The sequence below is a fragment of the Lysinimonas soli genome (genome assembly GCF_042655435.1).
Classification (GTDB): domain Bacteria; phylum Actinomycetota; class Actinomycetes; order Actinomycetales; family Microbacteriaceae; genus Lysinimonas; species Lysinimonas soli.
This window is the reverse complement of sequence record NZ_JBHSMG010000002.1, coordinates 298307-323368: the sequence shown is the minus strand read 5'-3', so window position 1 is coordinate 323368 and position 25062 is coordinate 298307. Positions and strand designations below refer to the sequence as shown.

The window sequence follows — 25062 nt, the reverse complement described above, 5'->3', positions numbered from 1 at the left end:
ATGGCGAAGCTGAGCGGCGGCGCGGTCGCGGCGGTCGACCTGGGGGCCACGAGCGGGCGGGTCGTGCTGGGCTACGTCGGCCACGGCGAACTGCACCTGACGGATGTCGCGCGCTTCGCGAATGCGCCCGTGCGCACCCTCGACGGGCTGCACTGGAGCGTGCTCGAGCTGTACCGCGACGTCGTCGAGGGGCTCGCCGCGGCCGTGCGGCAGGAGCCCCAGCTGACCAGCATCGGCATCGACTCCTGGGCGGTCGACTACGCGCTGATGCGCGACGGCCGGATGCTCGGCACCCCGTACGCCTATCGCGACGAGCGCACCGTGCCGGCCGTCGAGGCGGTGCACGCCCGGGTGCCGGCCGAGGAGCTGTACGCCATGAACGGGCTGCAGCACCTGCCGTTCAACACGCTCTTCCAGCTCGAGGCCGATCGCACCGCCGGCATGCTCGAGCTCGCCGACTCCTTCCTGCTGCTGCCCGATCTGCTCGGCTACTGGCTCACCGGCCGCAGCGTCGCCGAGCGCACCAACGCCTCGACGACCGGGCTGCTCGGGGTGGAGTCGGGCGACTGGGACTTCGCGTTGGCGGAACGGCTCGACATCCCGCGCGGCATCTTCCGCTCGCTCGTCGACGCCGGGACCGAGCTCGGGGGGCTCGCCGCTTCCGCCGTGCGGGGGGTGGGGCCGACGCGCGCAGTGGTCACGACCGTGGGATCGCACGACACGGCGTCGGCGGTCGTCGCGATTCCGGCATCCGCTCCCGACTTCGCCTACATCTCCAGCGGCACCTGGTCGCTCGTGGGTGTGGAGCTGGAGCGGCCCGTGCTGAGCGAGGCGAGCCGCCTCGCCGGCTTCACCAACGAGGGCGGCGTGGACGGCCGGGTGCGCTACCTGCACAACGTGATGGGCCTGTGGCTTCTGAGCGAGTGCGTGCGCGACTGGGAGCGCAGCGGCGAGAGCATCTCGCTCGCCGAGCTGATCGCGCAGGCCGGCGCGGTCGCGACGGCGGTACCGGTCTTCGACGCCGACGACGAGATCTTCCTCGCGCCGGGCGGCATGGTCGAGCGCATCGAGGGCTGGTTCGCCGCACGCGGCCTCGCCGCTCCCGCGTCGCGACCCGAGCTGGTGCGCTCGATCCTGCTGAGTCTGGCCGAGGCCTACGCCCGCTCGATCGCGGCGGCGCGCGAGCTGAGCGGCGCGACCGTCTCGCACGTGCACCTGGTGGGAGGGGGTAGCCAGAACACCCTGCTCTGCCAGCTCACCGCCGATGCGACGGGACTGCCCGTGCTCGCCGGCCCCGTCGAGGCGACCGCGATCGGCAACGTGCTGGTGCAGGCGCGGGCGCAGGGACTGATCAGTGGCGATCTCGAGGCGCTCCGCGCGCTGGTCGTCGCGGCGTTCCCGGTCGTGCGGTACGAGCCGCGTGTGCGCAGCACGGCATCGGCATAGGGTCCGAGCTCAGCGCGGTGCGGCCGTCGACTGCCGCACCAGGAGCACGGGGGCGGGCGATCGGATCGTGTCGTGCGTCACCTGCCGACCGCCGTCGACCACGCGCGTGACCGCCGCCGTTCCCAGCTCGTGCAACGGCATCCGCACCGTCGTGATCGGCGGCCAGGTGGCATCGGCATACCAGACGTCGTGCAGGGCGACGATCGAGACGTCGCTCGGAACGCGGAGCTCGCGGGCATGGATGGCGGCGAGCACACCGAGAGCCGCGTTCAGGTTGGCGACCACGAGCCCGGTCGGCAGCGGCCCGCGGCTCTCGAGCGTCTCGATCGCCGCGCGGCCGTCAGCACCCGTGTAGCCGAGCCGCGTGATCCACTCCTCGCGGACCGGGAGCCCGCCCGCCTCCAGCGCCGAACGGAAACCCGCCTCGCGCCGACGGGCCGTCGCGCTGCTCGGCACGCCCCCGACGAACCCGAGCCGCTCGTGCCCGAGGGAGCGCAGGTGCTCGACCGCCGTGCGGATCCCTGCGGCATCGTCGAGCACGATGGTGCTGAGCGGCCCGTCGTCCGCGGAGTTGATGATGACGATCGGCGTCTCGCGACCGACCGTCGCCTCGAGATCCGCGGGCTCCGTGCCGTCTGGCAGCTGCAGGATCACCCCGTCGATCCTCGACTCGCCCAGCATCCGACGCAGCCAATCGCCGTTCTCCTGCACCCGCTCGGCCCGCCCGAGGACGATCGCCAGGCCCCGGGCGGCCGCCTCCTGTTCCGCGCCGTTCGCGAGTTCCGCGAATACGGCGCTCGTCACATCGGGGACGACGAGAGCGATCGTGCTGGTGCGCGAGGTCCGCAGCGACCGCCCCGCGTGGTTGGGCACGTAGTCCAACTCGCGCGCCGCGTCGAGGACGCGCCCACGAGTCGCCTCGGACACCCTGACCGTGAGGTCGCCCGAGAGCACCCGCGAGGCGGCGGACGGTGACACACCGGCGAGCGCGGCGACATCCGTGAGCTTGACCATGGCTTTGCCTGTCTACTACGAAATCGCGAACGCGGTGGATCAGGCCCCGACTCGTACCGCTTCGCCGGACTCCATGGACCGGTAGAGCGCCGCGACCAGCTCGATGGTCTTGACGTTGTCGGCGACCGAGCTGCGGGGGGTCGACCCGGTGGCCATCGCGTCGAGCACGGAGCCCATCGTGCCGATGAAGGCGTCGGGGAACCAGCGCTGCGTCACGGGGTACGGCACCCACCCGTCAGTCGGAGCAACCGAGCTGAACACCTCGAGGGTGTCGGGGCGACCGACCGGGTAGTCGTACATCAGGCCGAGCGTGCCGCGGATGGCGCCCGCCGTACCCTCGACGCGGAACTCGGCGGTGTTGTCGCCCGCCGGGTTCATGTGATTGGAGTACACCGAGGCCGAGCTCCCGCTCGCGAAGCGATAGCTGGTCTGCGTGCGGGTCTCGCCGGCCGGGTACTGGCCGGGCACGCGCCCGCCGATCGCGTAGACCGATGCCGGTTCCCCCATGAACCAGCGCACGACGTCGTGGTAGTGGATCGAGTGGACCATGATCTCCAGGCGCGGCATCCCCCGAGCCCACACCCACTGGGACCAATCGGTGTACGCGTTGACCGACAGCGTGAACGAGGTGGGTTCGCCGATCCATCCGAGTTCCATCATGCGATGAGCGGCGGCGATCCCCTCGTCGAAGCGCAGCTGCTGGTTGACAGCCGCGACCACTCCCGCGTCGGCGGCGAGCGCCGCAAGCTCGCGCGCCGTCTCCGGGTTGTCGGTGAACGGCTTCTGAGCGAGCACGTTCTTGCCCGCCGCCACGACGGCCCGGAAGATCGCCGGCTGCTGCGCAACGGGCACCGCGATGTCGACGACCCTGACCCGGTCGTCGGCGAGCAGTTCGTCCAGATCGGCATAGACGCGGGGAATGCCGTGGCGCACAGCCACCTCGCGGGCGCGTTCGGGATCGACATCCGTGATCCCGGCGACCTCGAGGCCGGCCTTGCGGTACGCCACCAGGTGCTGGCCGTCGACGATGCCCCCGGCACCGACGATCGCGATCGGTCGCTTCTGCGCCTCGGGGATCACGAGCCGGCAGTAGTCGGAGACGTCTCGGAAGAGCTCGATCATGATGCCCCCTTCGCCGTCGCGGCATCCCGGTACTTCACGGTCTGGAGGTGCTCGCAGTACAGGACGATCTGCTCGTCATCGGCCCGGAACACCTCGTACGAGACGGTGAACAGGCCCATCTCGTCGTACTTGGGTTCCTTGCGCAGCAAAGTACGCATCGTGTAGATCGTGTCTCCGATGAAGACCGGTTTGATGAAGCGCAGCCGGTCGTATCCGTAGCTGAAGGTGTTGACGTTGTTGTGCGCCATCAGCCCCATCCCGTAGCCGAAGACCAGGGCGCCGGGCACGATCCGCCGGCCGAAGAGCCCCTCGTCGCGCGCGAAGATGTCATCGGCGACGTAGGGGTGGAGATCGACGAGCAGGCTGCTGAACAGCATCACCTCGCCCTCCGAGATGGTCCGGCGGATCGAGCGGTCCACCTCGCCGACTTCGTAGTCCTCGTAGAGCTTCACATCCTGGTTCCAGACCGGCACCTTGTTGCGCGCCACGGGATCGGCGTTGGGATTGATCACTCGGAGGCCTCCGCCTTCATTGGGGTGGCGAACTCCGCTCGGATCGCCTCGGTGTGCTCGCCGAGCCGCGGCGCGGCCCTGCCGTTCTTCAGCGCGTGCCCGTCGTAGCGCACGGGAGCGCGCACCGTCTGGATATCGACCCTGGGTCCGCCGTCCAGGCCCGGCCTCGAGACCAGTTGCGCCATGTCGAGCGCGCGAAAGCCGTCGTGAGCGACCAGTTCGGGCAGGGTGAGCACCGGGGCGCACCAGATGTCCGCGGCATCCAGGATCTCGAGCCAGTGCTCGGTCGATCGCGTGGCGAGGTGGTCGGCGAGCGCGCGGGTGATCGGGGTCTGCTCGCTCCACCAGCTGTCGGGGTCGATGTACTGCTCGAGGGCCGGCAGGCCGATCAGGGTGCCGAGCTCCGGCACCGGCGTCATGGCGATCGCCAGGTAGCCGTCGGCGGTGGGGTAGATGCCGTACGGGGCGGGGAGGAAGGCGTGGGCGGTGTTGCGGGTGCCGCGCCTCACCAGGATCGAGGGGTCGGCGAGGTGCGCGCTCAGCAGCTCGAACTGGAGGTCGAGCATGGACTCCAGGAGGCTGGTGTCGACCCGGCCCCCGAGGCCGGTACGTTCGCGGCGCAGCAGCGCCGCCGTGACCCCGCTCGCCAGGTGGATCGACGAGATGATGTCCGCGAGCGCGATGCCGACCGGCACCGGAGGGTCGTCCGCACTGCCGTTCAACCAGGGAAGTCCCGACAGCGACTGAGCCAGCAGGTCCTGTCCCGGGCGATCCTTCCAGGGTCCCTCGGTGCCATACCCGCTGACGCTGGCGTACACGATGCCCGGGTTGAGCTCGGCGACCGCGTCGTAGCCGAGGCCGAGCCGCTCCATGATGCCCGGCCGGAAGTTCTGGATGATCACGTCGGCCCGCGCGACCAGCGCGCGGACTCCGGCCAGGTCGTCCTCGTTCTTCAGGTCGGCGGCGTAGCTCTCCTTGTTGCGGTTGGTGATGTGGAACGACAGGGTGTCGCCGTCCTCCACCACCCCCGCGAACGCCAGCCGCCGTCCGATGTCGCCGCCCTGAGGTCGTTCGATCTTGATGACCCGGGCCCCCAGGTCGGCGAGCCGCATCGCGGCCATCGGACCGGCCAGGAACTGGCTGAAGTCCAGCACCAGCATCCCCTCGAGCGGGAGGGGCTGCGCCGTCACGAGGCGTCCAAGGAATAGGCGCGGATCGCGGTGCGGAAGAGGATGTCGTCCTGCTGCGCCTGGCTCAGGTGCCCGATCGCCTGGCGCTGGGCCTTCCAGACCCCGGCGAAGTCGCCCGCCAGCGTCGACACCGGCCAGTCGCTGCCGAGCATCATCCGCTCGGAGCCGAAGTGGGTGACCGCGTGGTCGATGTACGGGACCCAGTCGTTCCAGGTCCAGTCGGGCGCCGAGGCGGTGTTCAGCCCCGAGACCTTCACACTGACGTTCGGGCGGGCCGCGGCGTCGGCGATGAGCGAGGCCCACGGTTCCCAGCCCTTGCCGCCGATGTCGGGCTTGCCCAGGTGATCGAGCACGATCGTGAGCTCGGGATGCCGCCCCGCGAGCTCGGTCAGCATGACGAGGTGCTCGGGCAGCACGCTGACCACGTCGAGCGCGAGACCGCGCGGGGCGAGCAGCCGGAGCCCGGCATCCACCTCGGGCCGCAACAGCCAGTTCGGGTCGTCGTAGTTGTGGTTGAGCACCCGGATGCCGCGCACCACCGCCGAGGCCGCATACAGGTCGAGCGCCGCCTCTGCCTCGGCCGCGCGATCCAGGGGAGCCCACGCCACCACCGCGCGGACGACGGGCACTCGCGCGGCGACCGAGAGCATGTAGAAGGAGTCCTCATAGCTGTCCGCGGCCTGCACCAGCACGGTGGAGGTGATGCCGGCCGCCGCGACGTCCTCCGCGACGTCCTCGGGCCCGAAGTCGGCGTTGAGGGGCAATCCGGCCGCGTCGAGCCACTCGTAGCGCCGCTCCGACGGCTTCCAGAGGTGCTGGTGCGTGTCGATCATCTGGCTGGGCTGGTAGAGCTCGGTCATCGGGCGCTCCCGGGTCGGCGGTTGACGAGGTAGAGATGCATGAACGCGGCGACGACCTCGCCGCGTTGGTTGACGACTTCGACCTGCTCATCGGCGAAGCCGTAGAGCTCGGGTTGCTTCGGGTGCTCCCGCAGCCCGACGATCTCGCTGCGGGAGGTGATCGTGTCGCCGATGTGCACCGGCCGGATGAACCGGACGCGGTCGTACCCGTAGCTCATGGCCTGCTCGTTGATGTCACCGGCGAGCATCCCGACCGACATCGAGAGGATGAGCGTGCCGTGAGCCATCCGCTCACCACCGGGCAGCGACCTGGCGAACTCGGCATCCATGTGGTGTGGAAAGAAGTCGCCGGTCTGGCCGGCGTGCAGCACGATGTCGGCCTCGGTGACGGTGCGACCGTGGCTCTTGCGCGTCGAACCCAGTTCGTACTCCTCGAAGAACGTCACGCCGAGGCCCCCGTTCCGATCGGCTCGCGGAGGTGAAGGCCGGGCAACCGCTCGATCGCGTCCAGGACGGCGTGGTCGACGCGCCGATCCAGGATTGCGTCGCGCACCAGGTGCGAGAGCGCGAATTGGAGCTCGGGCCACCCGATCGCTCTCGGGCGCACCCAGGCGCGCTCGAGCGTCCGAAGGGTGTTGCGGAAGAATCCCCTGGTCGCCTCGTTGTCGGTGTCGCTGCGCCAGGCACGCAGATTGCCCGGCTGGCCGCCGCCGGCCGTGTACGGCCCGAGCTGCGCCTCGGCGCCGGCGAGCGTCGCCGCCACAGCGGCCGCCAACTCCGGATGCCGCGTCGTCGCCGACACGGCGATCCCGGCTCCGCCGAGGGTGGACCCGCCCGCCCGCCCGTCGAGTGAGGGTAGGTCGTCGTAGGCGAGCACGTGCTCCCGGAATCCGGGCCGGGAGTAGTTCGTGTACCCGAAGAGGGCCACACCGACGTGGTACCCGTCGCCGTGGCCTCCCCCGCCGACGAGCGCTTCGGCGACATCGATGGGGTTCGCGTCGGCGCACCAGTCCGGAACGGCGTCCGCCAGCTCGATCATGGCGTCGAGCACGTCGGCGGCGGCGGCACGATCGACGAAGCGGTCAGGCTCGGCGAGCGGCGCGCCACGCTGCGCCATCAGCGTGGCGAAGGTGCTGAACGCGTCGACCGGCTTGTACGGCCAGAGCACGACTCCGGTACGCGCCAGCTCGAGAGCGTCGCTCCAGAACACCGGTGCCCCGTCGATCCGATCGGGCCGGAACGCACTGACTTGCGCCGCAGCATCCACGCCGAGAGCCCATTGCGTGCCGCGATAGCGGTAGGACTCGTGCGAACGCCCGACGCTCTCGCGCTCGAGGTCGGCGAGTTGCGGCAGGGAGTCGAGCGGCAGCAGCGCACCGGCGGCGGCGGCGTCCGGCACGTGCGGGTGATCGATGACCATCAGGTCGAAGTCGGACGCGAAGTCGGCCACGTGCTGGTCGCCGAAGGCGAGGAGAGAGCGAGCCTCCCACTCCACCGTGACGCCGTGCCGCTGCATCAGCAGCGCGTCGCAGGCGCGGAGCCCGTCGACCCCCCGCGGATGGTCCCAGGTCATCCCCCGCAATGCGACGGTCGTCGACGACTCCACTGTCATGCCTCCAGCATATGGAAAATCGATTTACCAGGTCAAGTGCCGTCAGAGGATCCGGTGCCGGTCCCAGACGGCCCGCAGGGTCTCACCCGCGAGCAGTTCGGCGAGCACCACGGACTCCTCGGCCGCCCGCCGCCGCGCCGCGGCGAGCACCTCCGCCTCCCGCGCGCGCGGCACCACGACCACGCCATCGTCGTCCGCCAGCACGAGATCGCCGTTTGCGATCCGGACCCCACCGATGGTGACCGCTCCGCGAACCTCGGTGATCGCCATCCGGCGCCGGTAGTCGATGGGACGGCGCGACCGGGAAAAGGCGGGAAAGCCGAGCCCGGCGATCTTGGGAGTATCGCGCAGGTTGCCGTCGGTGACCACTCCGACCGCGCCGGCGCCGATCGCCGCCGCGCTGAACAGCTCGCCCCAGAAGGCCGAGGCGTTGCTCTGCGCCGTCGCGATCACGACCAACTCTCCGCGCTGCACTCCGCTGATGAAGTCGATGGCCGCTGCATAGGGATCATCCGGCTCGTCGGCCTCGCTCGCGGCGAAGTGCGCGGTCGCGGCGCGCCCGAACGATCGCGAGCCGGGGACGACCGGAGCGAGCCGCGCATCGAGCACCTGCCCGCGAAGTCCGCACTCGTCCAGCGCGTCGCTCAACATGGCCGAGGTGAGCCGCTCGTCACCCGCCTGCTGCTCGAAGACGGACATCAGTCGGTGTGGAAGATTTCGGGGATCTCTTTCCACCACTCTCCCTCCGCCCGGTCCTCGACGGGACGCTGCAACGGCATGCAGACCGCCCACCAGTCCCGCGTGATGGGATCCGCCGCCATCGCGGCCATGTCCGCGTCGTAGTCGGAGCCGTCGTACTCGAAATACGAGAACAGGAGTTCGCCGTATCGATAGATCGAGTAGTTCACGATATGGCTCGCCGCGATCCTCGCGAGCACGCCCGGCCAGACGGCCGCGTGCAGCTCCTCGTAACGTTCGACGCTCTCCGGGGGCAGGCCGATCACCGATGCGACACGTTTCATGCGATCCCTCCTCGTTTGCCCATTGCGCGGCTCACACGATCTCCACGGTGGCGTTCTCGATCGCGTCCCAGTCGTAGACGGCGCCGAGCCCTGGCGCCGTCGGCGCGTAGGCGTAGCCGTCGCGGATGTCGAGCGGTTCGGCCAGCCCGAAGGCGAAGTCCTCGATCGGATAGAGCAGCTCGAACCAGTTGGTATTGCTCATCGCCAAGGCGGTGTGCAGATTCGCCAGCTCGAGAGGGTGGTAGAGCGCGGTGTGCAGCTCACAGGTCATGCCGAATGCCTCGGCGAGGCGGGCGACCTTCAGCGCTGAGGTGATGCCTCCGCGCCACGACGGATCGGTACGCACGATGTCGACCGCGCCGCTGGCGATGAACTGCGCCGTGAGCTGGGCACCGCCGGCGATCGTCTCGGTTCCCGCGATCGGGATGTCGAGCTTCTGACGCAACTTGATGTACGACTGAAGGTCGTAGTCGTAGAACGGCTCCTCGAACCAGCCGTAGTCGAGGGACTCGAGGACCCGGCCGACTCGAAGGGCCTCTTCGTAGGAGTGGGTCGCCACCGGGTCCGCCATCAGGGGGAACTCCGGACCTACCGCCTCACGTACCGCGGTGTACACCTCGACGTCGAGGGCGGCGGGTGACGGCGGGTGCACTTTGTACCCGCGGATCCCGCGCGCCTTGACCTCGAGCGCCTGAGCCGCGTACTCCTCCGGTGTGCTGAGGAACATCGAACTCACGTAGACCGCGCGCCGCTCGGCGGCGGTCCCGATCAACTCGTGGATCGGAAGGCCGGCGCGGAGGCCGACGATGTCCCAGCAGGCGATGTCGAACGGGCCGTACGCATAGATCGGCGAATGATTCCAGCGGCGGTCGAACCAGCGGAACTCCTCCGCGTTCTGCTCGCGGGCCATCGGATTGCGACCGAGGAAGAAGGGGCGCACCTGCGCGAACGCGCGGGCGGTGATGCGCGCGTCCAGCCCGCCGGAACCGAATGAGACTCCCGTGATGCCTTCGTCGGTCTTCACGGAGACGACCACCACGTCCGGTGCGGATCCGCCGCGCAGATTCGCCCCGTCGACCGCGTCGATTTCCGCACCCGACACGAGGCCCGGACTGCACGCCCGGATCTCGACCTCCGTGATCCTCATGGTCAATCCTCCAGTGCCGCGGCCAGTTCGGTGGGCGCTCCGTCGGCCCACGCCTCCTCGAATCCGACGCCCGGGAGCGTCGGGGCGTGGGTGTTCCCGGCCGCGTCGACGTCGGACGGGCGCCGGACCGGGTTCGAGTCGATCAGCGACTCGTAGTAGGTGGTGTTGCTGATCGCCATGCACAGGTGCCGGTTGGCCACGCCCGGCCCGTGCACCTCGGCGCGCAGCAGGAAGGCATCGGCGAGGTGGGCGGTGCGCATCGCTCCCGTGAAGCCGCCCCGCAGCCCGGTGCTGGTGCGGACGGCCGCCGCGCACCCGGCCGCGATGAAGTCCGCCGTCTTCATGTGCGCGCCCTCGGCCACCTCCGCCACGAGGAGCGGCACGTCGACGCGTTCGGCCAGCCACGAGTACGCCGTCACGCTGAACTCGCGCATCGGCTCCTCGTACCAGAGGTAATCCGCCGCGCTCAATGCCGTGCCGAGGTAGCTCGCGTCGAGCAGGTCGAAGCCCGCCGACCCGTCGTACATGAGCGGTACGTCCGGGCCGACGTGCTCTCGCAGCGCTTCGCAGAGCCGGGCGTCCCGGCGCGCGTCGCCCCAGGCGTGCAGCTTGATCGCCGAGTAGCCGAGCTCGAGGCACTGGTCGGCGACGTCGAGGTACTCCTCGATCGATCCGAAGGTGACCGTCGAGGCGTACGCGGGCAGCGATTCGCGATACGAGCCGAGCAACTGGTAGACCGGCATCTTCGCCGCCTTGCCTGCCAGGTCCCAGAGGGCGACATCGATGACCCCCTGCACGAAGATCGGGAAGCGGTCGATCCGGTCGAGCTCCCAGATGCGGTCCCAGAGGAGCTCGCGGGCCAGCGGGTCGCGTCCCACGAAGTCGGCGCGGATGCGGCGGTCCACGACGTCCTGCAGCATCGCGCCGCGCAAGGCGAACGCGATGCCCGTCACGCCCGCGTCGGTGCGGATGACCAGCCACGCTCCGTCCGACTCCGGTTCGGAACCGGGAAGGCCCGTGCGCCACACGAACGGCGGGTCGTACGCGGGAACGGTGACGCGCACGACCTCCACCGCAGTGATGATCATCGCTCGGCCCTCCGCGGCGGCGCCGCGGCCGGGTCGATCAACGCGGCGGCGACGAGATCGTCCCAGAGCGCATCAGGGATCGGCACCTCGAAGAGCTCGGCATTGCGCTGCACCTGCTCGGCCGAGCGCGCTCCCGTGCAGACGGTGGCCACGGTCGGCTGGCCGAGCGGGAACTGCAGCGCCGCCGCGGGCAGGGCGACGCCGTGCGCCTCGCACACGTCGGCGATGGCATTCACCCGCTGGAGCACCGCAGGAGGAGCCTGCACGTAGTTGTAGGTCACATCCGCAGACGGCCGATCGCGAGCGAGCAGCCCGGAGTTGAAGACAGCAGCGGCGACGATCGACACGTCGCGCGCGGCCGCGGCGGGCATCAGGTCATCGAGGCCGCCCTGCTCCAGGAGCGTGTATCGGCCGGCGCACATGACGACATCCAGCTCGGTGTTGCGCACGAAGTCCGCCAGCATCGCCGTCTGGTTCATCCCCGCCCCGTAGGAGGTGATCACTCCCGTCCGGCGCAGCTCGTCGAGTGCGGGAAAGGATCCCTCCATGGCCTCGCGGTAGTAGTCATCGGGGTCGTGGACGAACACGACATCGACGTGGTCGAGTCCCAGGCGCTCGAGGCTCTCGTCAAGCGATCGGCGGATGCCGTCACCGCTGTAGTCCCGGCGACGGATGAGGGGGGATGTGACCGCGAAGCCCTCATCGTCGGGCTGGGGACCCGATGGGTTCTCGACCAGCAGCCGCCCCACCTTCGTGGAGAGGATGAACTCGTCGCGCGGCTTGGTGCGCAGGAACTCGCCGAGGCGCTGCTCGGCCAGGCCCAGGCCGTAGTGCGGCGCCGTGTCGTAGTAGCGCACACCCGCCGACCATGCGGCCTCCAGAGCACCCCACGCGGCTTCGGGCGAGATCTCGCGACCCAGGTTCGCGATCGGCGCGACGCCGAACCCGTTCGGCCCGACCTCCAGGCCGCCGCGACCCAACCGGCGCGTACCCCACCCCGGCGTCGTCACGGACGCCCCTGCGCGATGGTCTGCCGCTGACGCCCGAGGCCGTCGATCTCGAGCTCCATCACGTCTCCGACGCGGAGGTAGGGGAACCGGCCGCTCAACGCGACGCCCTGCGGGGTCCCGGTGTTGATGACATCGCCAGGCTCGAGCACCACGTACTGACTGAGGTCGTAGACCAGCCGCGCGACGTCGAAGATCAGGTCGGAGGTCGTCGAGTCCTGCCGCGGCTCGCCGTTGACGAACGACCGCAGATGGAGTCCCGACCCGTCACCGACCTGGGCCGCCGGCACGAGCCAGGGACCGAGGGGATTGAACGTCTCGCTGCTCTTGCCCTTGCTCCATTGGCCTCCCGAGATCTCCAGCTGATACTCGCGCTCGGACACGTCGTTCGACACCGCGAAGCCGGCCACATGGGAGAGGGCATCGGCGGGCGAGGCCAGATAGCGGGTCCGAGTGCCGATCACGACGGCGAGTTCCACCTCCCAGTCGGTCTTCATCGAGCCGGGAGGCAGCAGCACCTCGTCGTACGGGCCGACGACGGTGTTCGGATGCTTGAAGAAGATGACGGTGCGCGTCGGCGGCTCCGCGCCCGACTCGGCCGCGTGCGCCGCGTAGTTCATCCCGATGCAGATCACCGCGGTCGGCCGCGCGATCGGGGCACCGAGGCGGAGCGCCGATCCGTCGCCCGGATCGTCGAGCACGGGCAGGGCGCCGTCGGCCAGGGCCCGAGCGGCAGCATCCAGCCCGCCTCCGGCGAGAAAGGAGCCGTCGATGTCCGAGGTCAGACCGGAGAGGTCGTGAACGACGCCCTGCTCGTCGATGACCGCGGGGCGTTCGGCTCCCATGGGACCCAATCGGATGAACTTGAGCATGGTTCCCGCCTCAGCCGTTGATCTTCGTCCACCCGTGCCCACCGGGGAATACCCATTCCTCGATCGACGCGGCACGCATCTCGGACCCCGCGCCCGGAGCCGTCGGCACGCGATAACGACCGCCGACCACGGATGCGGGAGTCACGAAGTGCTCGTGCAGGTGGTCGGCGAACTCGATCATCCGGCCGTCCTGCGACCCCGACACGCAGACGTAGTCGAAGTACGACAGGTGCTGCACCGTCTCGCACAGCCCGACGCCGCCGGCGTGCGGGCAGACCGGGACGCCGAACTTGGCGGCCAGGAGCAGGATCGAGATGTTCTCGTTCACGCCGCCGACGCGGCACGCATCCATCTGCAGCACCGCGAGGGACTTCGCCTGCAGCATCTGCTTGAAGATGACCCGATTCTGCACGTGCTCACCCGTGGCGACCGGCATCGGCGCGAGACGCCGCGCGATCTCGGCATGGCCGAGCACATCGTCGGGGCTCGTCGGCTCCTCGATCCAGGCGAGGTCGAACTCCGCGAGCTGCTGCATCCACTCCACGGCCTGGTCGATGTCCCACCGCTGGTTCGCGTCCGTCGCGATCCGGATGTCGGGGCCGACCGTGCGCCGAGCGATCGCGAGGCGCCGCTTGTCGTCCTCGAGGTCGGCCCCCACCTTCAGCTTGATCTGCGTGAACCCGTCGGCCACCGCCTCGCGCGCGAGGCGCTCGAGTTTCTCATCGCTGTACCCGAGCCAGCCCGGGCCGGTCGTGTACGCCGGGTAGCCGTCGGCGAGCAGTTCAGCGGCGCGCTCCTCGGAACCGTCCCGTCCCCGGCGCAGGATGTCGAGCGCCTCGTCGCGGGTCAGCGCATCGCTAAGGTACCGCAGATCGATCAGGTCGACGAGTTCCTCGGGCGAGAGCGAGGCGAGGTGCTGCCAGAGCGGCTGGCCCGCACGCTTGGCCCGCAGGTCCCAGAAGGCGTTGATCACCGCGCCGATCGCCATGTGCATGACGCCCTTCTCCGGGCCGAGCCACCGCAGCTGCGAGTCGTCCATCATCTCGCGCCAGGTGGCGCCCATGTCGGCGAGCAGCTCCTCGACATCGCGACCGACGAAGCGCGAGGCGAGCACCTCGATGGCGTTCGCCTCGATGTCGTTGCCGCGTCCGATCGTGAACACGAATCCGGTGCCCGTCAGCCCGTCGTCACTGTCGGTGCCGATCTGCAGATAGGCGGCGGAGTAATCCGGGTCGGGGTTCATGGCGTCCGAGCCGTCGAGGAAGATCGAGGTCGGAAAACGGATGTCGAGGGTACGAATGCTGGTGACGGTACTCACGTGTTGCGAGACTCCTTTGCTTGGCTCTTCATGGCTCTTCTCAGCTCTTCACGGCGCCGGCCAGGACGCCTCGCACCAGCAGGCGAGACGCCGCGATGAAGACGATCAGGATCGGGATGGCGAGGAACAGGCTCGCCAAGGCGATCTCCGGGCGGCCGATGAGACTCTGCTGCGCGCCGTTCAACGGGTTCAACGCGGGGCTGGAGGTGAACAGGAAGCCGAGACCGACCGACAGGTTGAAGTTCTCCTGCGACTGCAACAGCACGTACGGCAGGAAGTAATTCACCCAGGCGGCGCTGAAGCTGAAGAACGCCAGCATGCCGAACAGCCCCCGGGACAGCGGCAGCGCGATCCGGAAGAAGGTGGTGAACTCGCCGGCCCCGTCGACCTTGGCGGCTTCGTAGAGCTCGGTCGGGATCGACGTGGAGAAGTAGATGTAGGCCAGGAAGACCCCGAACGGATAGAACGAGCTCGTCAGGATCACCGACAGCGGATTGTCGTACAGCCCGATCGCCGAGACCTCGACGAACAGGGGCACGACGAGAGCGACGGGCGGGACGATCATCGCGATCAAGGTGATGATCAGCAGCATCCGCTTGAACGGCAGGGTGGTGGCCGCCAGCGCGTACCCGGCCAGCACCGCGGTCACGCAGGAGATGACGACGATCGACGCCGTGTACACGACCGAGTTCGCCATCCAGTTGACGATGATGCCGTTGTTCTGGCTCAGCAGGTTGTGCCAGGCCACGCCGTATTGGGCGAAGCTCCCGAAAGAGAACGGCGCGTCGTCGTTCAGCTGCTTGGCCGTCTTCGACGGCGCCAGGACCAGCCAGATCATCGGGACCACGCTGACGATGCCGAAGAGCACGAGCACGATCCAGACCACCGCCCGTCCGGTGATGGCGCCGAATCCGCGCGTCCTCACGATTCCGCGGGAGTGCCCGATCGTCTCGGTCACCACAGTCTCGGTCGTCATTTCTTGCCCACTCCTGTGCCCTCGAAGAAGTCAGTTCGGAAGATCACAACGATCGCCGCGACGATGCAGACCACCAGCAGCATCAACGACAGCGCCGCCGAGTCCGCCAGGTTGTTGCTCTGGAAGGCGAGGTCGTAGCTCAGCTGGTTGAGCGACCAGTCCTTGGCGATCCCCGTGTAGACCGAGCCCGAGATCAGCTGCGGCTCGACGAAGACCTGCAGCCCGGCGGCGAACACCAGGATGCCCATGTACACCAGGTACTTGCGGATCAGGGGGAGCTTGATCCGCCAGCCGATCTGCCAGGCGTTCGCCCCGTCGATCCGGGCCGCCTCCAGGACGTCGTCGGAAATGGACTGCAACGAGCCGTACTGCACGACGATCCAGTTGCCAGCCCCGACGAAGAACGCCATCGCGACGAAGATCCAGGCCAGCCCACCCTGGCGCCAGATCTGATTGCCCTGGGTGATCCCCAGAGCGTGCAAGGCGTCCTGGTACGGGCTCAGCGATGGCTCGAGCATGAAGTACCAGATGAGCACGGCCGTGGCCCCGGTCATCGAGGCGGGCACGATGTAGCTGAGGCGCAGCGGGAGGTTCCACCTTCCCTGCACGGTGTCCAGCAGGAGCGACATGAGCGACACCACGATGAGCATGGCCGGCACGTACATCAGCAGGAAGACCCCGACGTTCAGGGCAGCGGGGAGGAAGCGGACATCCGCCACCACGTCGGCGAAGTTCTGAATACCACCTGCGGAGTTGGTGACGGTCGGCTCGAAAGACACCATGGCCGCCTGGATGATCGGCCACACGCCGAACAACGCCAACAGGATCAGATAGGGGGCGAACATGATGCTGCCCGCAATCAGGCTTCGTCTTCTGGTTCGTGAGCGCGCCATCGCGTTCCTCTCGCTCGGTACATCGGAGGTGCCGGGAGACCCCTCGGGTCCCCCGGCACCTCCGAACTGCGCTACTTGGTAACTACCTTGTACCCGGACTGCGGTGCCAGGCCCTGGATCGACTTGGCATAGTCGTCGAGAGCCGTACTCAGAGACTTCCCGTTGTTGATGTCCGCCACCAGCGTCGGGCCGAACTGGGCCACGAAGGGGAAGCGCACCGGGCGGTCGACCTGCGAGATGTTGTTCGCGCCGGCCGCCATCGCGGTGTAGACGTTGTTCGCGTAGTACGAATCCTTCGAGATCCGCGCCTCCCACAGCTTGTTCGCCGGGCCGTACGCCGGGAAGGTGGGCGTGGTCGACGCGGTCGCCATCCAGTCCGAGGTCGTCATCCAGACGGCAGCATCGGCAGCCGCCTGCGGGAACTTCGAGTGGGACGAGACGGTGAAGACGCCACCGCCGTACGCACCCGACTTGGTGTCCTTGCCGGTGCCCCAGGTGGGCATGTTGGCTGCGGCGATCTCCCCGGCCGGCACGTTCCACGACGCGGCGGGCTTGATCACGAAGTCACCCCACCATGACGGGCCGATGGTCATCGCGACCTTGTCTTGAGCGGCGACGTCCTTGATGAAGCCGGCATCGAACGGCGAGCGCTTGTCGATGACGCCGGCGTCCAGCAGCGGCTGGATCATCTCGGCGACGCGGGTGCACTTGGGGTCGTTCGGAGCGATGCGCACCGTGTTCTCGGCCGTGAGCTCCGCAAGCGGGCACTCACTCGACTGCAAGAACGCGGCGTAGTACAGCTGGTCGCCGTATGCCCCGGCCGAGTAGCCGGTGCCCTTGAGCTTCAACGCCGTGTCCGCGAACTCCTGCATGGTCGTCGGGACGGTGAGGTTCAGCTGCTTGAAGATCTTGGTGTTATACCAGAGCACCGTGTTGGCGAGGTCGTTCTTGAGGCAGTAGTACTTGCCGTCGAACAGGCAGTCGCTGTTGCCCTGCCCGAACCCGTCGAAGATCTTCTTGGAGACCAGCTTGGTCAGATCGGCGGCGTATCCGTTGGACGGATCGCGGAAGACGGCGGTGTCGGCCGCCGTGCCGAAGATGATGTCCGGCCAGCCCTTCTTCGCGCGGTTGGCCAGCGCGATCTTGGTCTGCGCGTCGGCCTGGGCGATGGTCTCGATCTTGACGTCGACCTTGCCCTTCATCTCCTTCTGGTACTCCGTCGCCTGGGGGATCCGGGGCGTGTCGGCCCAGATCAGGATGGAGGGCTTGCCACTGGAGGCCGGGGATCCGGACGAACACCCGGCGAGAGCCACTCCGACCGAGATTGCCGCAACCAGCGCCACTGCTAGTCGTCGTTTCATTGATGCTTCCTTTCATGCCGTGGAAGGAACGAAAGAAAGCGTCTTCGCTCCAAGTGAAGTCATGCTACATGATTTCCACGAATCCTATATAGTATTTCAAAATCGTTTCGACGCGTGATTGTGCGATGACCGCGTCCGAACCTCGACGAAGAGAGCACGGGGCACTGATGTCCGAACTAACCGGCCTCACGGCAGTGGTCACCGGAGCCGGTTCCGGCATCGGTCTCGCCACTGCTCAGAACTTCGCCGCCGGTGGCGCCCGCGTCTTCGGCCTCGACCTCGATGCCGGGGCGATGGAGGGGATCGCCGAGTGGATCCCCTGCGACGTGGGTTCCAGCGCCTCGGTCTCCGACGCGTTCGCCATCCTCGGCGGCCAGGTGACCTCGCTTGACATCCTCGTCAACAACGCCGGCATCGGGGCGGTCGGCACCATCGAGAACGGCACGGACGACGAGTGGCAGAACGTGCTGAACGTCAACGTCGTCGGGATCGCCCGTATCACCAAGGCCGCGCTGCCCCTCCTGCGTGCCAGCGCCTCGGCCGCGATCGTCAACACCTGCTCGATCGCTGCGACCGTCGGCCTTCCCCAGCGGGCCATCTACTCCGCCAGCAAGGGTGCCGTGCAATCGCTCACCCTCGCGATGGCCGCGGACCTCATCCACGAAGGGATCCGCGTCAACTGCGTGAACCCCGGCACAGCCGACACTCCCTGGGTGACACGCCTTCTCGATCTCGCCTCGGACCCGACCGCGGAGCGCACCGCGCTCGAGCGGCGCCAGCCGAGCGGTCGCCTGGTGACGGCCGACGAGGTCGCCAGCGCGATCCGATTCCTCGCCAGCCCCGAGCAGCGGGCGACGACGGGGACCATCCTGGCGGTCGACGGCGGCATGTCCGGGCTGCGGGTCCCGGCGCGGTAGCCTGCGGCGCGCGCCCTTTGGGCTCTCGGATATACGATGACGGCGTCCGTGCCGTGTGTTTCCACCCGGACATGTGAGGAGAACGAGTCGATGGCACGAGATTCGACCCACCGTTCAGCGGCGGCACCCCGCCGCCTCGTCCTCGCGGACGGAACCTACGACGCCATCAAGGCGATGATCCTCGACCACGAGATCTCCCCCGGCGAGCACGTCGGGATCGACGAACTCGCCCGTGATCTCTCCGTCTCGCAGACGCCCGTGCGCGAGGCGCTTGCCCGGCTGGAGTCGGACGGTCTCGTGACCAAGATCCCCCTGCGAGGGTACGAGGCCACCGATTTGCTCTCGGTGCAGCAGTTCGACGAGCTCTTCCAGTTCCGTTCGCTCATCGAGCCGTGGGCGGCCTCCGCCGCTTCGCGCCGCAGCACCCGCCGCGATCTCGAGGCCCTGCAGGCCGAGCTCGAGCGCGCCGAGCACATCGAACGCTCGACCAGCGACTCGACCTATCCCGCATTCGTCGAACACGACACCCGGTTTCACGCCCTGGTGGCTCATGCATCCGGCAACACCTGGGTGGAGGAGTCCTTCATCAGGACGCACTGCCACATGCACCTGTTCCGGCTCTACAAGGCGTCGCTCAACGACGAGGGTGCCGAGGGCGAGTTCGTGCGCAACATGTTCGCCGAGTACTACGAGAGCGGCAAGCGACCGCTGGCGCTCTCGGAGCACGAAGAGATCGTCTCGGCGATCGCCGGCGGCGCCGCCGACAGCGCCCACGAGATGATGCTTCACCACATCGAGTCATCCCGCCAGCGCTTCATCCCCGCGGTCGAAGCCCTCAACGCCAAGGCGTGAGCTCTGCCGCTCCGGCGAGCGCCGCGGCTCAGTCGAGCTGGCGCGGCCGGATGAGGGGAGCCCACTCCGCTGCGCGCGACCAGGGGGTCTCGTAGCTGGGCCGGTTGACGTAGCGATCCATCGAGAGCCGGACGCTCGCCCCGGCGCCGGGCCCGAGATCCACCTGGACCCACTTGCCGTCGACCGCCGTCGCGGTCGCACCCGCCACCGACACCTCACCGAAGCGGTGCTCGCCGAACGAGCCGGCCTGCACCACGAGCGACCGGCCGGCCGTCAGGTCGAGGTTGACGAGCTCGAGTTCGACGAAGTCCGGCCCGATCGCCCTCACCAGCGCGCCGACGTCGGCCGGAAGGCCGGGCCGCTGCCCGACCGCGTCGTAGTACCGCACCGTGGCGTGCTGCAATCCCCCATGCGAGATGTGCATCGGGGCACCCCACATGGTCTGCACCAGGGACTCGAAATACACCGGATTGAACTCCTGCCAGATGTGGATCGCGTACCCGTCGATCTGCAGATCGAGCGCCTCGGTGTGGCCGTCGATGTGGTGGATGTCGCCGAAGCCGGCCGGATCGCCGTCACTCGACCGCATCCGCCTCAGCTGCTGCTCGATCAGTGCGGCGTTCGCCTCCAGCGCGCGCTCGGGATATCCCGGATTGCCACCGGTGATGTACGCGTACCAGCCTGGCGTGTTGACGTTGAAGTGCTTGGCCGAGAGTGGAACCACCGGATAGCGCGCTTCAGACCAGTCCGCTCCCGCGCGCACGCGTTCGACGCGCTCACGGTCCTCCTCGGCCAGGCTCCTCGACCAGAGGTGGATCGCGTGCAAAGGGTTCGGCGCCCGGTAGTCGGTCCATCCGCTGTCGAAGTGCTTGTTCGGAACGACCCAGCGGCCGTCCTCCTCGCGACCGAGGGCGAAGTTCACGTCGAGCTGCTGACGGGCAAGCGCGAGGTGCGAGGGATCGCCGGTCAGCAGCAGGGCGTTCACGCCGGCGTTGAGGGACGGCTCGATGATGGTGAAGAACCCGTGGGGCCAGCGCCAGCCGTAGTGGCCACCCCACCACTTGCCGTCGAGGTACTCGCCCACCTCGCCCGACAGCCCGACGTTGTCGGGGAGGATGCCGTCGTTGGCATCCGCTCGGGCCTTCCAGCGGGCGAGGTACTCGACGACCCAGGTGCGTAACGACTCGTCGCCGGAGTACATGAAGGCGTGCGCCATCTGCCCGGTCGCGTTCAGGTTCAGCGGCACATCCCCGCGGGTGGTGCGCCGATTCATCTTCTCGATGATCTCGGCGAAGACGGCGTCGTCGTTCCACGGCGTCGTCGACGCGGGGAACGGGACCGTGCTGAGGTCTTCGAAGGGCGGGTGATATCCGTCGAGCACGCCGCGGTGGGTGCCCAGATCTTCGGCGGTGACGACCAAGCGGGGCCCCCTGCTGCCCGTCTGCGGCGCGCGGATGATTCCGAGCTCGGGGTCGTAGTTGGGCGCGAGCGGGTCTTCGCCCGTGTACATGCGGGCGAAGCGGTCCGCGCGCTGCCGGTCGATCAGCGACTCCGGCTTGGTGAGACCGAAGAAGTAGTGGAAGAGATTCGCCTCTCCGTGGTGCATCCAGTCGTAGTAGCCGTCGAACTCCCGCTCGATCTGGCCGTACTGCGTCCACTGCCAGGTGATGGCGTCCCACATCCTGCGCGCCAGCTGGTAGACCGACTCGTCCCCGCCGATCGCGTAGAACAAGGCGAGGTACATGAAGGCCTCGTACGGGTCGTCCGAGCCGTCCATTCCCGGCCATTCGTCCCGCCAGATCAGCGTGCCGTCGTCCCGCGTGTAGCGCGCGACGAACTCCGGCGCCGCCGCGTTCAGGGTGTCCATCAGTTGCCTCTGCAACAGCGCCCACCGCGGAGCGGCCAGCTCCTGCTCGATCTCCACGCGCGGGAGTGCGTCATCCATCAGAGTTCACCATCGATTCTGAGCCGGGCATCTTCGTGATCATAGATGCTATACGATTCAACGTCGATTACCCGCACCGAACTGGAATTGCTAAACAATCTTGGCTATTGTTTAGCAACATGAGCGCAGCCGCATCGCCGTCGCCCCGGCCCGATGCCATTCAGAGCGCCCTGCGCGACGCGATCCTCGACGGGAGCGAGGCACCGGGCTCCACTCTCACCGAATCGGCTGTGGCGCTGCGATTCGGCGTGACCCGCCCCACGGCCAAGCTCGCGCTCGAGCGCCTGGTGTCGGACGGGCTGCTGCGCCGCGAGCCGTACCAGGCGGCCCGCGTCCCCGAACTGACGCCCGACGACATCCGTGACCTGTTCGACACCCGGGCCATGGTCGAGGGTGCCGCCGTGTCGACACTCGCTCGCAGTGGAGCCGTGCCGCCGGCGGCCGTCGCCGCGCAGCGCGAGCTCCGTGCGCATCCGGCCAGCTTCGCCAAGGACGACATCGCCTTCCACCGAGCCCTGGTCGCCGGGCAGCCGAGCCCGCGTCTCGCGCGCATGCACGAGCTCGTGATGGGCGAGGTCGAGCTCTGCATCGGCCAGGTACAGGCCAACCACCTGCTCGATGCGAGCGAGGTGGCCGCGCAGCACCAGCAGATCATGGACGCCATCACCCGCGGCGATCCCGTCGACGCCGCCCGATTCACCCGCCAGCACATCGAGGGGGCGCGCGATGTCCTGCTCGGCCACTTCGCGACAACCCACGGAGACGACTGATGGTCACCAGGCAGTTCCCCCGGCCGAAGGATCTCTTCGACCTGATGAAGTTCAAGAAGCCCGTGTGGAACGCCACGGACCGGCGGCTCGCCTCCGCGTTGACGATCGCCGACCTGCGCACGATCGCGAAGCGTCGCACGCCCAAGGCCGCCTTCGACTACACCGACGGCTCGGCCGAGCAGGAGATCTCGCTGGCTCGCGCGCGGCAGGCCTTCGAGGACATCGAGTTCAGCCCCTCGATCCTGCGCGGCACGGCCGACGTCGACACCTCGTCGACCGTGCTCGGCGGACCGATGGCGCTCCCCTTCGCGATCGCGCCGACGGGCTTCACCCGCCTGATGCAGACGGAGGGCGAGATCGCGGGCGCGAGCGCCGCCCGCGCCGCGGGGATCCCCTTCACCCTGTCGACCCTCGGCACGACCTCGATCGAAGACGTCAAAGCCGCCAACCCCGACGGCCGCAACTGGTTCCAGCTCTACGTGATGCGCGACCGCGAGATCTCCTACGAACTCACCCGGCGGGCCGCCGCCGCCGGCTTCGACACCCTGCACTTCACGGTCGACACCCCGGTCGCCGGTGCCCGGCTGCGCGACAAGCGCAACGGCTTCTCCATCCCGCCGCAGTTGACGCTCGGCACGATCGTCAACGCGATCCCGCGGCCCTGGTGGTGGTGGGACTTCCTGACGACTCCGGCCCTGCAGTTCGCCTCGCTGTCCTCGACCGGGGGCACGGTCGGCGAGCTGCTCGACGCCGCCATGGACCCGACCATCTCGTTCGCCGACCTCGAGGTCATCCGCGGCATCTGGCCCGGCAAGCTCGTCATCAAGGGCGTGCAGAACGTGCAGGATGCCGCGACCCTCGCCGGTCTCGGTGTCGACGGCATCGTGCTCTCCAATCACGGCGGCCGCCAGCTGGATCGCGCACCCATCCCGTTCCACCTGCTGCCCGAGGTGGTGCGCGAGGTCGGGAGCGAACTCGAGATCGGCGTCGACACCGGCATCATGTCGGGCGCCGACATCGTGGCGTCGATCGCGCTCGGAGCGGACTTCACCCTGATCGGCCGCGCCTACCTCTACGGCCTGATGGCCGGCGGACGCCGCGGAGTGGACCGCACCATCGCCATCCTCGGCGAGCAGATCGTGCGCACCATGAAGCTGCTCGGGGTGGCCTCACTCGCCGAGCTCACCCCCGGGCACGTCACCCAGCTGCAGAGGCTGACTCCGCGCCCCTAGATCGTGGCCTCGGCGGCGAGCCATGCCCCCGCGATGAGCGAGTTGCCGAGGGGCGTCGGGTGCACCCCGTCCAGGGCGATCGCCGCGTTGCCGCCGTTCTGCTCCGCGGCGTCGTCGAGGATCGACTGCAGCGGCACGAATGCGGCTCCGTACTCCTCGGCGAGGGCGGCGACGACGGCGCGCTTGGCATCCAGATCGTCGGGGCCCCAATGCTTCTGCTCCGAGGTCACGGGCACGACGAACGGCTCCATGAGGATGAAGCGCGGGGCGAGCCGGGCCTGCGCCTGGTCGAGCAGCGAGCGGTAGGTGGTCGCGAAGGCGTCGGTGGTGGTCGGGTCGCCGTCGTCGTAGCGCCGCCAGGTGTCGTTGATGCCGACGTAGATCGAGAGCAGCCCCGGGCGGTGGGCGAGGGCATCCTGTTCCCACCGGGCGCGCAGATCGACGGCCCGATCGCCGCTGATCCCGGTGTTGACGATCACGCGGTCGTCACCGCGGTTCGCGAGCTCCTCGGCGACCAGCCGGACGTAGCCGTGACCGAGGTGGCGATCCGGATCGTCGCGGCGGCCGGCATCCGTGATGCTGTCGCCAATGAACACAATTGTCTCGGTCATGCGTCCAGCCTAGAGACGATGCCCGAACCGGATGGGGAGGAGCGATCCGGCCAACGCTTCCCCTCGACGTGGCGGGATCGCGTGCGGGTACGCAAGGATGGTCGCATGAGCGACTGGAACGAGAGCATGATCACCGCCTTCCGTGAGAACAACGGCACGGCAGGACAATTCGGACGCGAACTCGTGATCCTGCACACGATCGGGGCGAAGTCGGGCGAGGAACGGCTCGTGCCCGCTGTCGGCTTCCGCCAGGACGACGGGTGGATCGTGATCGCCTCGGCCGCCGGCGCGACGAAGCATCCCGGCTGGTACTTCAATCTGCTGGCGCACCCGGAGTTCGCGATCGAGGCGGCGGCGACGCCCGACGGCATCGAGACCGCCCAGGTCACCGCGCGCGAACTCGGGGACGACGAGTATCCGGCGGCGTGGGAACTGATCACGACGACCTCACCCGGCTTTCTCGACTACGAGAAGACCACCGAGGGTCGGCGGATGCCGATCTTCAAGCTGACGCGGCACTGAGCTCCGACGACACCGTCCAGGCCGTTCTGCGCAGGCTCAACTCGATCAGATCCGCGCGGGAACGGAAGTCGTCGGCCGTCGTCGACGCCGAGACCGCGCCGATCACCCGACCTCCCGAGGATCGGATCGGCACCGCGATGCAGGCGAGTCGCGACATGTACTCCTCGACTTCGATCGCGATCCCATCCCGCCGCACCTTCTCCAGTTCCGCTCGAAGAGCGCCCGATCCGGTGATGCTGTGCGACGTGAGCGCCAGCGGACTGTGCTCGTCGAGCTGCCGAGCGACCGCTTCGTCGGTGGATGCGGCGAGCATCAGCTTTCCGAACGCGGTGGCGTGGCTGGAATCCGCGAAGCCGACATGCAGCTGGGCGATCCGAGGGTGAGCCCTCGATTCGGCGATGTGGGCCAGGATGATCTCGCCCGCGCGGAACGCGGTCAGATAGATCGGGGCCCGCACCTGATCGCGGGTTCTCTCGAGCAGCTGCCGCACCCGAGGGGTCGCGACCACCTGGCGGTGCAGGGCAAGACCGAGCGCGCCGACGGTGCGCCCCAGCACGTAGCGATGCGAGTCGCGCATCACGTAGCCCTCGCGGTGCAGCACGCCGAGCAGCCGGTACACCGTCGACGGACTCAGCCCCAGCTCCGACGCGATCGTCCCGGCATCGGCTCCGCTCTCGGAGCCGGCCACGACCTCCAGCACGTGCAGAAGGCGCTCGACCGCCTGAGTCCCGCTCGATCCGTCCTGCTCCATCGCAGCGCTCATGCTGTCATGG

General features: G+C 68.5%; 26 protein-coding genes. 6 read left to right on the top strand and 20 right to left on the bottom strand.

Going from position 1 to position 25062, the window contains the following annotated elements; genetic code table 11:
* Window positions 1-1446: a rhamnulokinase gene (locus tag ACFPJ4_RS09170; protein WP_386740103.1), complete on the top strand. Its 1446-nt coding sequence runs from the start codon at window positions 1-3 to the stop codon at window positions 1444-1446.
* Window positions 1447-1455: 9 nt separating this feature from the next.
* Here ACFPJ4_RS09170 and ACFPJ4_RS09165 read toward each other — a convergent pair whose 3' ends face one another.
* From ACFPJ4_RS09165 to ACFPJ4_RS09085, 17 genes are all read right to left on the bottom strand, one after another.
* The gene (locus ACFPJ4_RS09165; RefSeq protein WP_386740102.1) at window positions 1456-2460 is read right to left on the bottom strand and encodes a LacI family DNA-binding transcriptional regulator; all 1005 of its coding nucleotides are present in this window, start codon (window positions 2458-2460) and stop codon (window positions 1456-1458) included.
* A 39-nt stretch (window positions 2461-2499) separates the two neighbouring features.
* Window positions 2500-3582, bottom strand: a complete 1083-nt coding sequence (locus tag ACFPJ4_RS09160; protein ID WP_386740101.1) for a Gfo/Idh/MocA family protein — start codon at window positions 3580-3582, stop codon at window positions 2500-2502.
* The gene (locus ACFPJ4_RS09155; protein ID WP_386740100.1) at window positions 3579-4094 is read right to left on the bottom strand and encodes a MaoC family dehydratase; all 516 of its coding nucleotides are present in this window, start codon (window positions 4092-4094) and stop codon (window positions 3579-3581) included. Before ACFPJ4_RS09155 ends, ACFPJ4_RS09160 begins: the two co-directional genes overlap by 4 nt.
* Complete coding sequence (locus ACFPJ4_RS09150; RefSeq protein WP_386740099.1) at window positions 4091-5284, bottom strand: CaiB/BaiF CoA transferase family protein; 1194 nt, start codon at window positions 5282-5284, stop codon at window positions 4091-4093. Before ACFPJ4_RS09150 ends, ACFPJ4_RS09155 begins: the two co-directional genes overlap by 4 nt.
* Window positions 5281-6144 (bottom strand): amidohydrolase family protein, encoded by an 864-nt coding sequence (locus ACFPJ4_RS09145; RefSeq protein ID WP_386740098.1) that lies wholly within the window; start codon window positions 6142-6144, stop codon window positions 5281-5283. The genes ACFPJ4_RS09150 and ACFPJ4_RS09145 overlap by 4 nt, the downstream gene beginning before the upstream one ends.
* Window positions 6141-6590, bottom strand: a complete 450-nt coding sequence (locus tag ACFPJ4_RS09140; RefSeq protein WP_386740097.1) for a MaoC family dehydratase — start codon at window positions 6588-6590, stop codon at window positions 6141-6143. Before ACFPJ4_RS09140 ends, ACFPJ4_RS09145 begins: the two co-directional genes overlap by 4 nt.
* Window positions 6587-7756 carry an extracellular solute-binding protein gene (locus ACFPJ4_RS09135; RefSeq protein ID WP_386740096.1) on the bottom strand — a complete coding sequence of 390 codons (1170 nt, stop codon included), beginning with the start codon at window positions 7754-7756 and terminating at the stop codon, window positions 6587-6589. The genes ACFPJ4_RS09140 and ACFPJ4_RS09135 overlap by 4 nt, the downstream gene beginning before the upstream one ends.
* 42 nt (window positions 7757-7798) lie before the next feature.
* Complete coding sequence (locus ACFPJ4_RS09130; RefSeq protein WP_386740095.1) at window positions 7799-8455, bottom strand: RraA family protein; 657 nt, start codon at window positions 8453-8455, stop codon at window positions 7799-7801.
* Entirely contained in the window at window positions 8455-8778 is a 324-nt protein-coding gene (locus ACFPJ4_RS09125) for an L-rhamnose mutarotase (RefSeq protein WP_386740094.1), read from the bottom strand. Before ACFPJ4_RS09125 ends, ACFPJ4_RS09130 begins: the two co-directional genes overlap by 1 nt.
* 31 nt (window positions 8779-8809) lie before the next feature.
* Window positions 8810-9925 (bottom strand): enolase C-terminal domain-like protein, encoded by a 1116-nt coding sequence (locus tag ACFPJ4_RS09120; protein WP_386740093.1) that lies wholly within the window; start codon window positions 9923-9925, stop codon window positions 8810-8812.
* Between the two features lie 2 nt (window positions 9926-9927).
* Window positions 9928-11013, bottom strand: a complete 1086-nt coding sequence (locus ACFPJ4_RS09115; protein WP_386740092.1) for an enolase C-terminal domain-like protein — start codon at window positions 11011-11013, stop codon at window positions 9928-9930.
* The gene (locus tag ACFPJ4_RS09110) at window positions 11010-12023 is read right to left on the bottom strand and encodes an aldo/keto reductase (RefSeq protein WP_386740091.1); all 1014 of its coding nucleotides are present in this window, start codon (window positions 12021-12023) and stop codon (window positions 11010-11012) included. Before ACFPJ4_RS09110 ends, ACFPJ4_RS09115 begins: the two co-directional genes overlap by 4 nt.
* Window positions 12020-12892: a fumarylacetoacetate hydrolase family protein gene (locus ACFPJ4_RS09105; protein ID WP_386740090.1), complete on the bottom strand. Its 873-nt coding sequence runs from the start codon at window positions 12890-12892 to the stop codon at window positions 12020-12022. Before ACFPJ4_RS09105 ends, ACFPJ4_RS09110 begins: the two co-directional genes overlap by 4 nt.
* Window positions 12893-12902: 10 nt before the next feature.
* Window positions 12903-14210 (bottom strand): enolase C-terminal domain-like protein, encoded by a 1308-nt coding sequence (locus ACFPJ4_RS09100; protein ID WP_386740089.1) that lies wholly within the window; start codon window positions 14208-14210, stop codon window positions 12903-12905.
* A 40-nt stretch (window positions 14211-14250) separates the two neighbouring features.
* The gene (locus ACFPJ4_RS09095) at window positions 14251-15186 is read right to left on the bottom strand and encodes a carbohydrate ABC transporter permease (protein ID WP_386740088.1); all 936 of its coding nucleotides are present in this window, start codon (window positions 15184-15186) and stop codon (window positions 14251-14253) included.
* Window positions 15183-16031: a carbohydrate ABC transporter permease gene (locus tag ACFPJ4_RS09090; RefSeq protein ID WP_386740087.1), complete on the bottom strand. Its 849-nt coding sequence runs from the start codon at window positions 16029-16031 to the stop codon at window positions 15183-15185. Before ACFPJ4_RS09090 ends, ACFPJ4_RS09095 begins: the two co-directional genes overlap by 4 nt.
* A gap of 119 nt (window positions 16032-16150) precedes the next feature.
* On the bottom strand, window positions 16151-17440 hold the full coding sequence (locus ACFPJ4_RS09085) for a sugar ABC transporter substrate-binding protein (protein WP_386740086.1): 1290 nt from the start codon (window positions 17438-17440) through the stop codon (window positions 16151-16153).
* A gap of 167 nt (window positions 17441-17607) precedes the next feature.
* On the opposite strand from ACFPJ4_RS09085, the gene ACFPJ4_RS09080 reads away from it, so the two are divergent.
* On the top strand, window positions 17608-18357 hold the full coding sequence (locus ACFPJ4_RS09080) for an SDR family NAD(P)-dependent oxidoreductase (protein WP_386740085.1): 750 nt from the start codon (window positions 17608-17610) through the stop codon (window positions 18355-18357).
* Between the two features lie 90 nt (window positions 18358-18447).
* A complete protein-coding gene (locus tag ACFPJ4_RS09075; protein WP_386740084.1) occupies window positions 18448-19209 on the top strand; it encodes a GntR family transcriptional regulator in 762 nt (253 codons plus the stop codon).
* A 28-nt stretch (window positions 19210-19237) separates the two neighbouring features.
* Here ACFPJ4_RS09075 and ACFPJ4_RS09070 read toward each other — a convergent pair whose 3' ends face one another.
* Complete coding sequence (locus ACFPJ4_RS09070; RefSeq protein WP_386740083.1) at window positions 19238-21154, bottom strand: DUF8034 domain-containing protein; 1917 nt, start codon at window positions 21152-21154, stop codon at window positions 19238-19240.
* 119 nt (window positions 21155-21273) lie between these two features.
* Here ACFPJ4_RS09070 and ACFPJ4_RS09065 point away from each other — a divergent pair, with 119 nt between their 5' ends.
* Window positions 21274-21924: a GntR family transcriptional regulator gene (locus ACFPJ4_RS09065; protein WP_386740082.1), complete on the top strand. Its 651-nt coding sequence runs from the start codon at window positions 21274-21276 to the stop codon at window positions 21922-21924.
* Window positions 21924-23156, top strand: coding sequence for an alpha-hydroxy acid oxidase (locus ACFPJ4_RS09060; protein WP_386740081.1), 1233 nt, complete (start codon window positions 21924-21926; stop codon window positions 23154-23156). Before ACFPJ4_RS09065 ends, ACFPJ4_RS09060 begins: the two co-directional genes overlap by 1 nt.
* On the opposite strand, the gene ACFPJ4_RS09055 is transcribed toward ACFPJ4_RS09060, so the two are convergent.
* The gene (locus ACFPJ4_RS09055; protein WP_386740080.1) at window positions 23153-23767 is read right to left on the bottom strand and encodes an SGNH/GDSL hydrolase family protein; all 615 of its coding nucleotides are present in this window, start codon (window positions 23765-23767) and stop codon (window positions 23153-23155) included. The two genes, ACFPJ4_RS09060 and ACFPJ4_RS09055, sit on opposite strands and share 4 nt — an antisense overlap.
* Before the next feature lie 105 nt (window positions 23768-23872).
* Between ACFPJ4_RS09055 and ACFPJ4_RS09050 the strand changes: the two genes are divergently transcribed.
* Window positions 23873-24289: a nitroreductase/quinone reductase family protein gene (locus tag ACFPJ4_RS09050; protein ID WP_386740079.1), complete on the top strand. Its 417-nt coding sequence runs from the start codon at window positions 23873-23875 to the stop codon at window positions 24287-24289.
* On the opposite strand, the gene ACFPJ4_RS09045 is transcribed toward ACFPJ4_RS09050, so the two are convergent.
* On the bottom strand, window positions 24270-25052 hold the full coding sequence (locus tag ACFPJ4_RS09045; RefSeq protein WP_386740078.1) for an IclR family transcriptional regulator: 783 nt from the start codon (window positions 25050-25052) through the stop codon (window positions 24270-24272). The two genes, ACFPJ4_RS09050 and ACFPJ4_RS09045, sit on opposite strands and share 20 nt — an antisense overlap.
* Window positions 25053-25062: the final 10 nt, after the last annotated feature.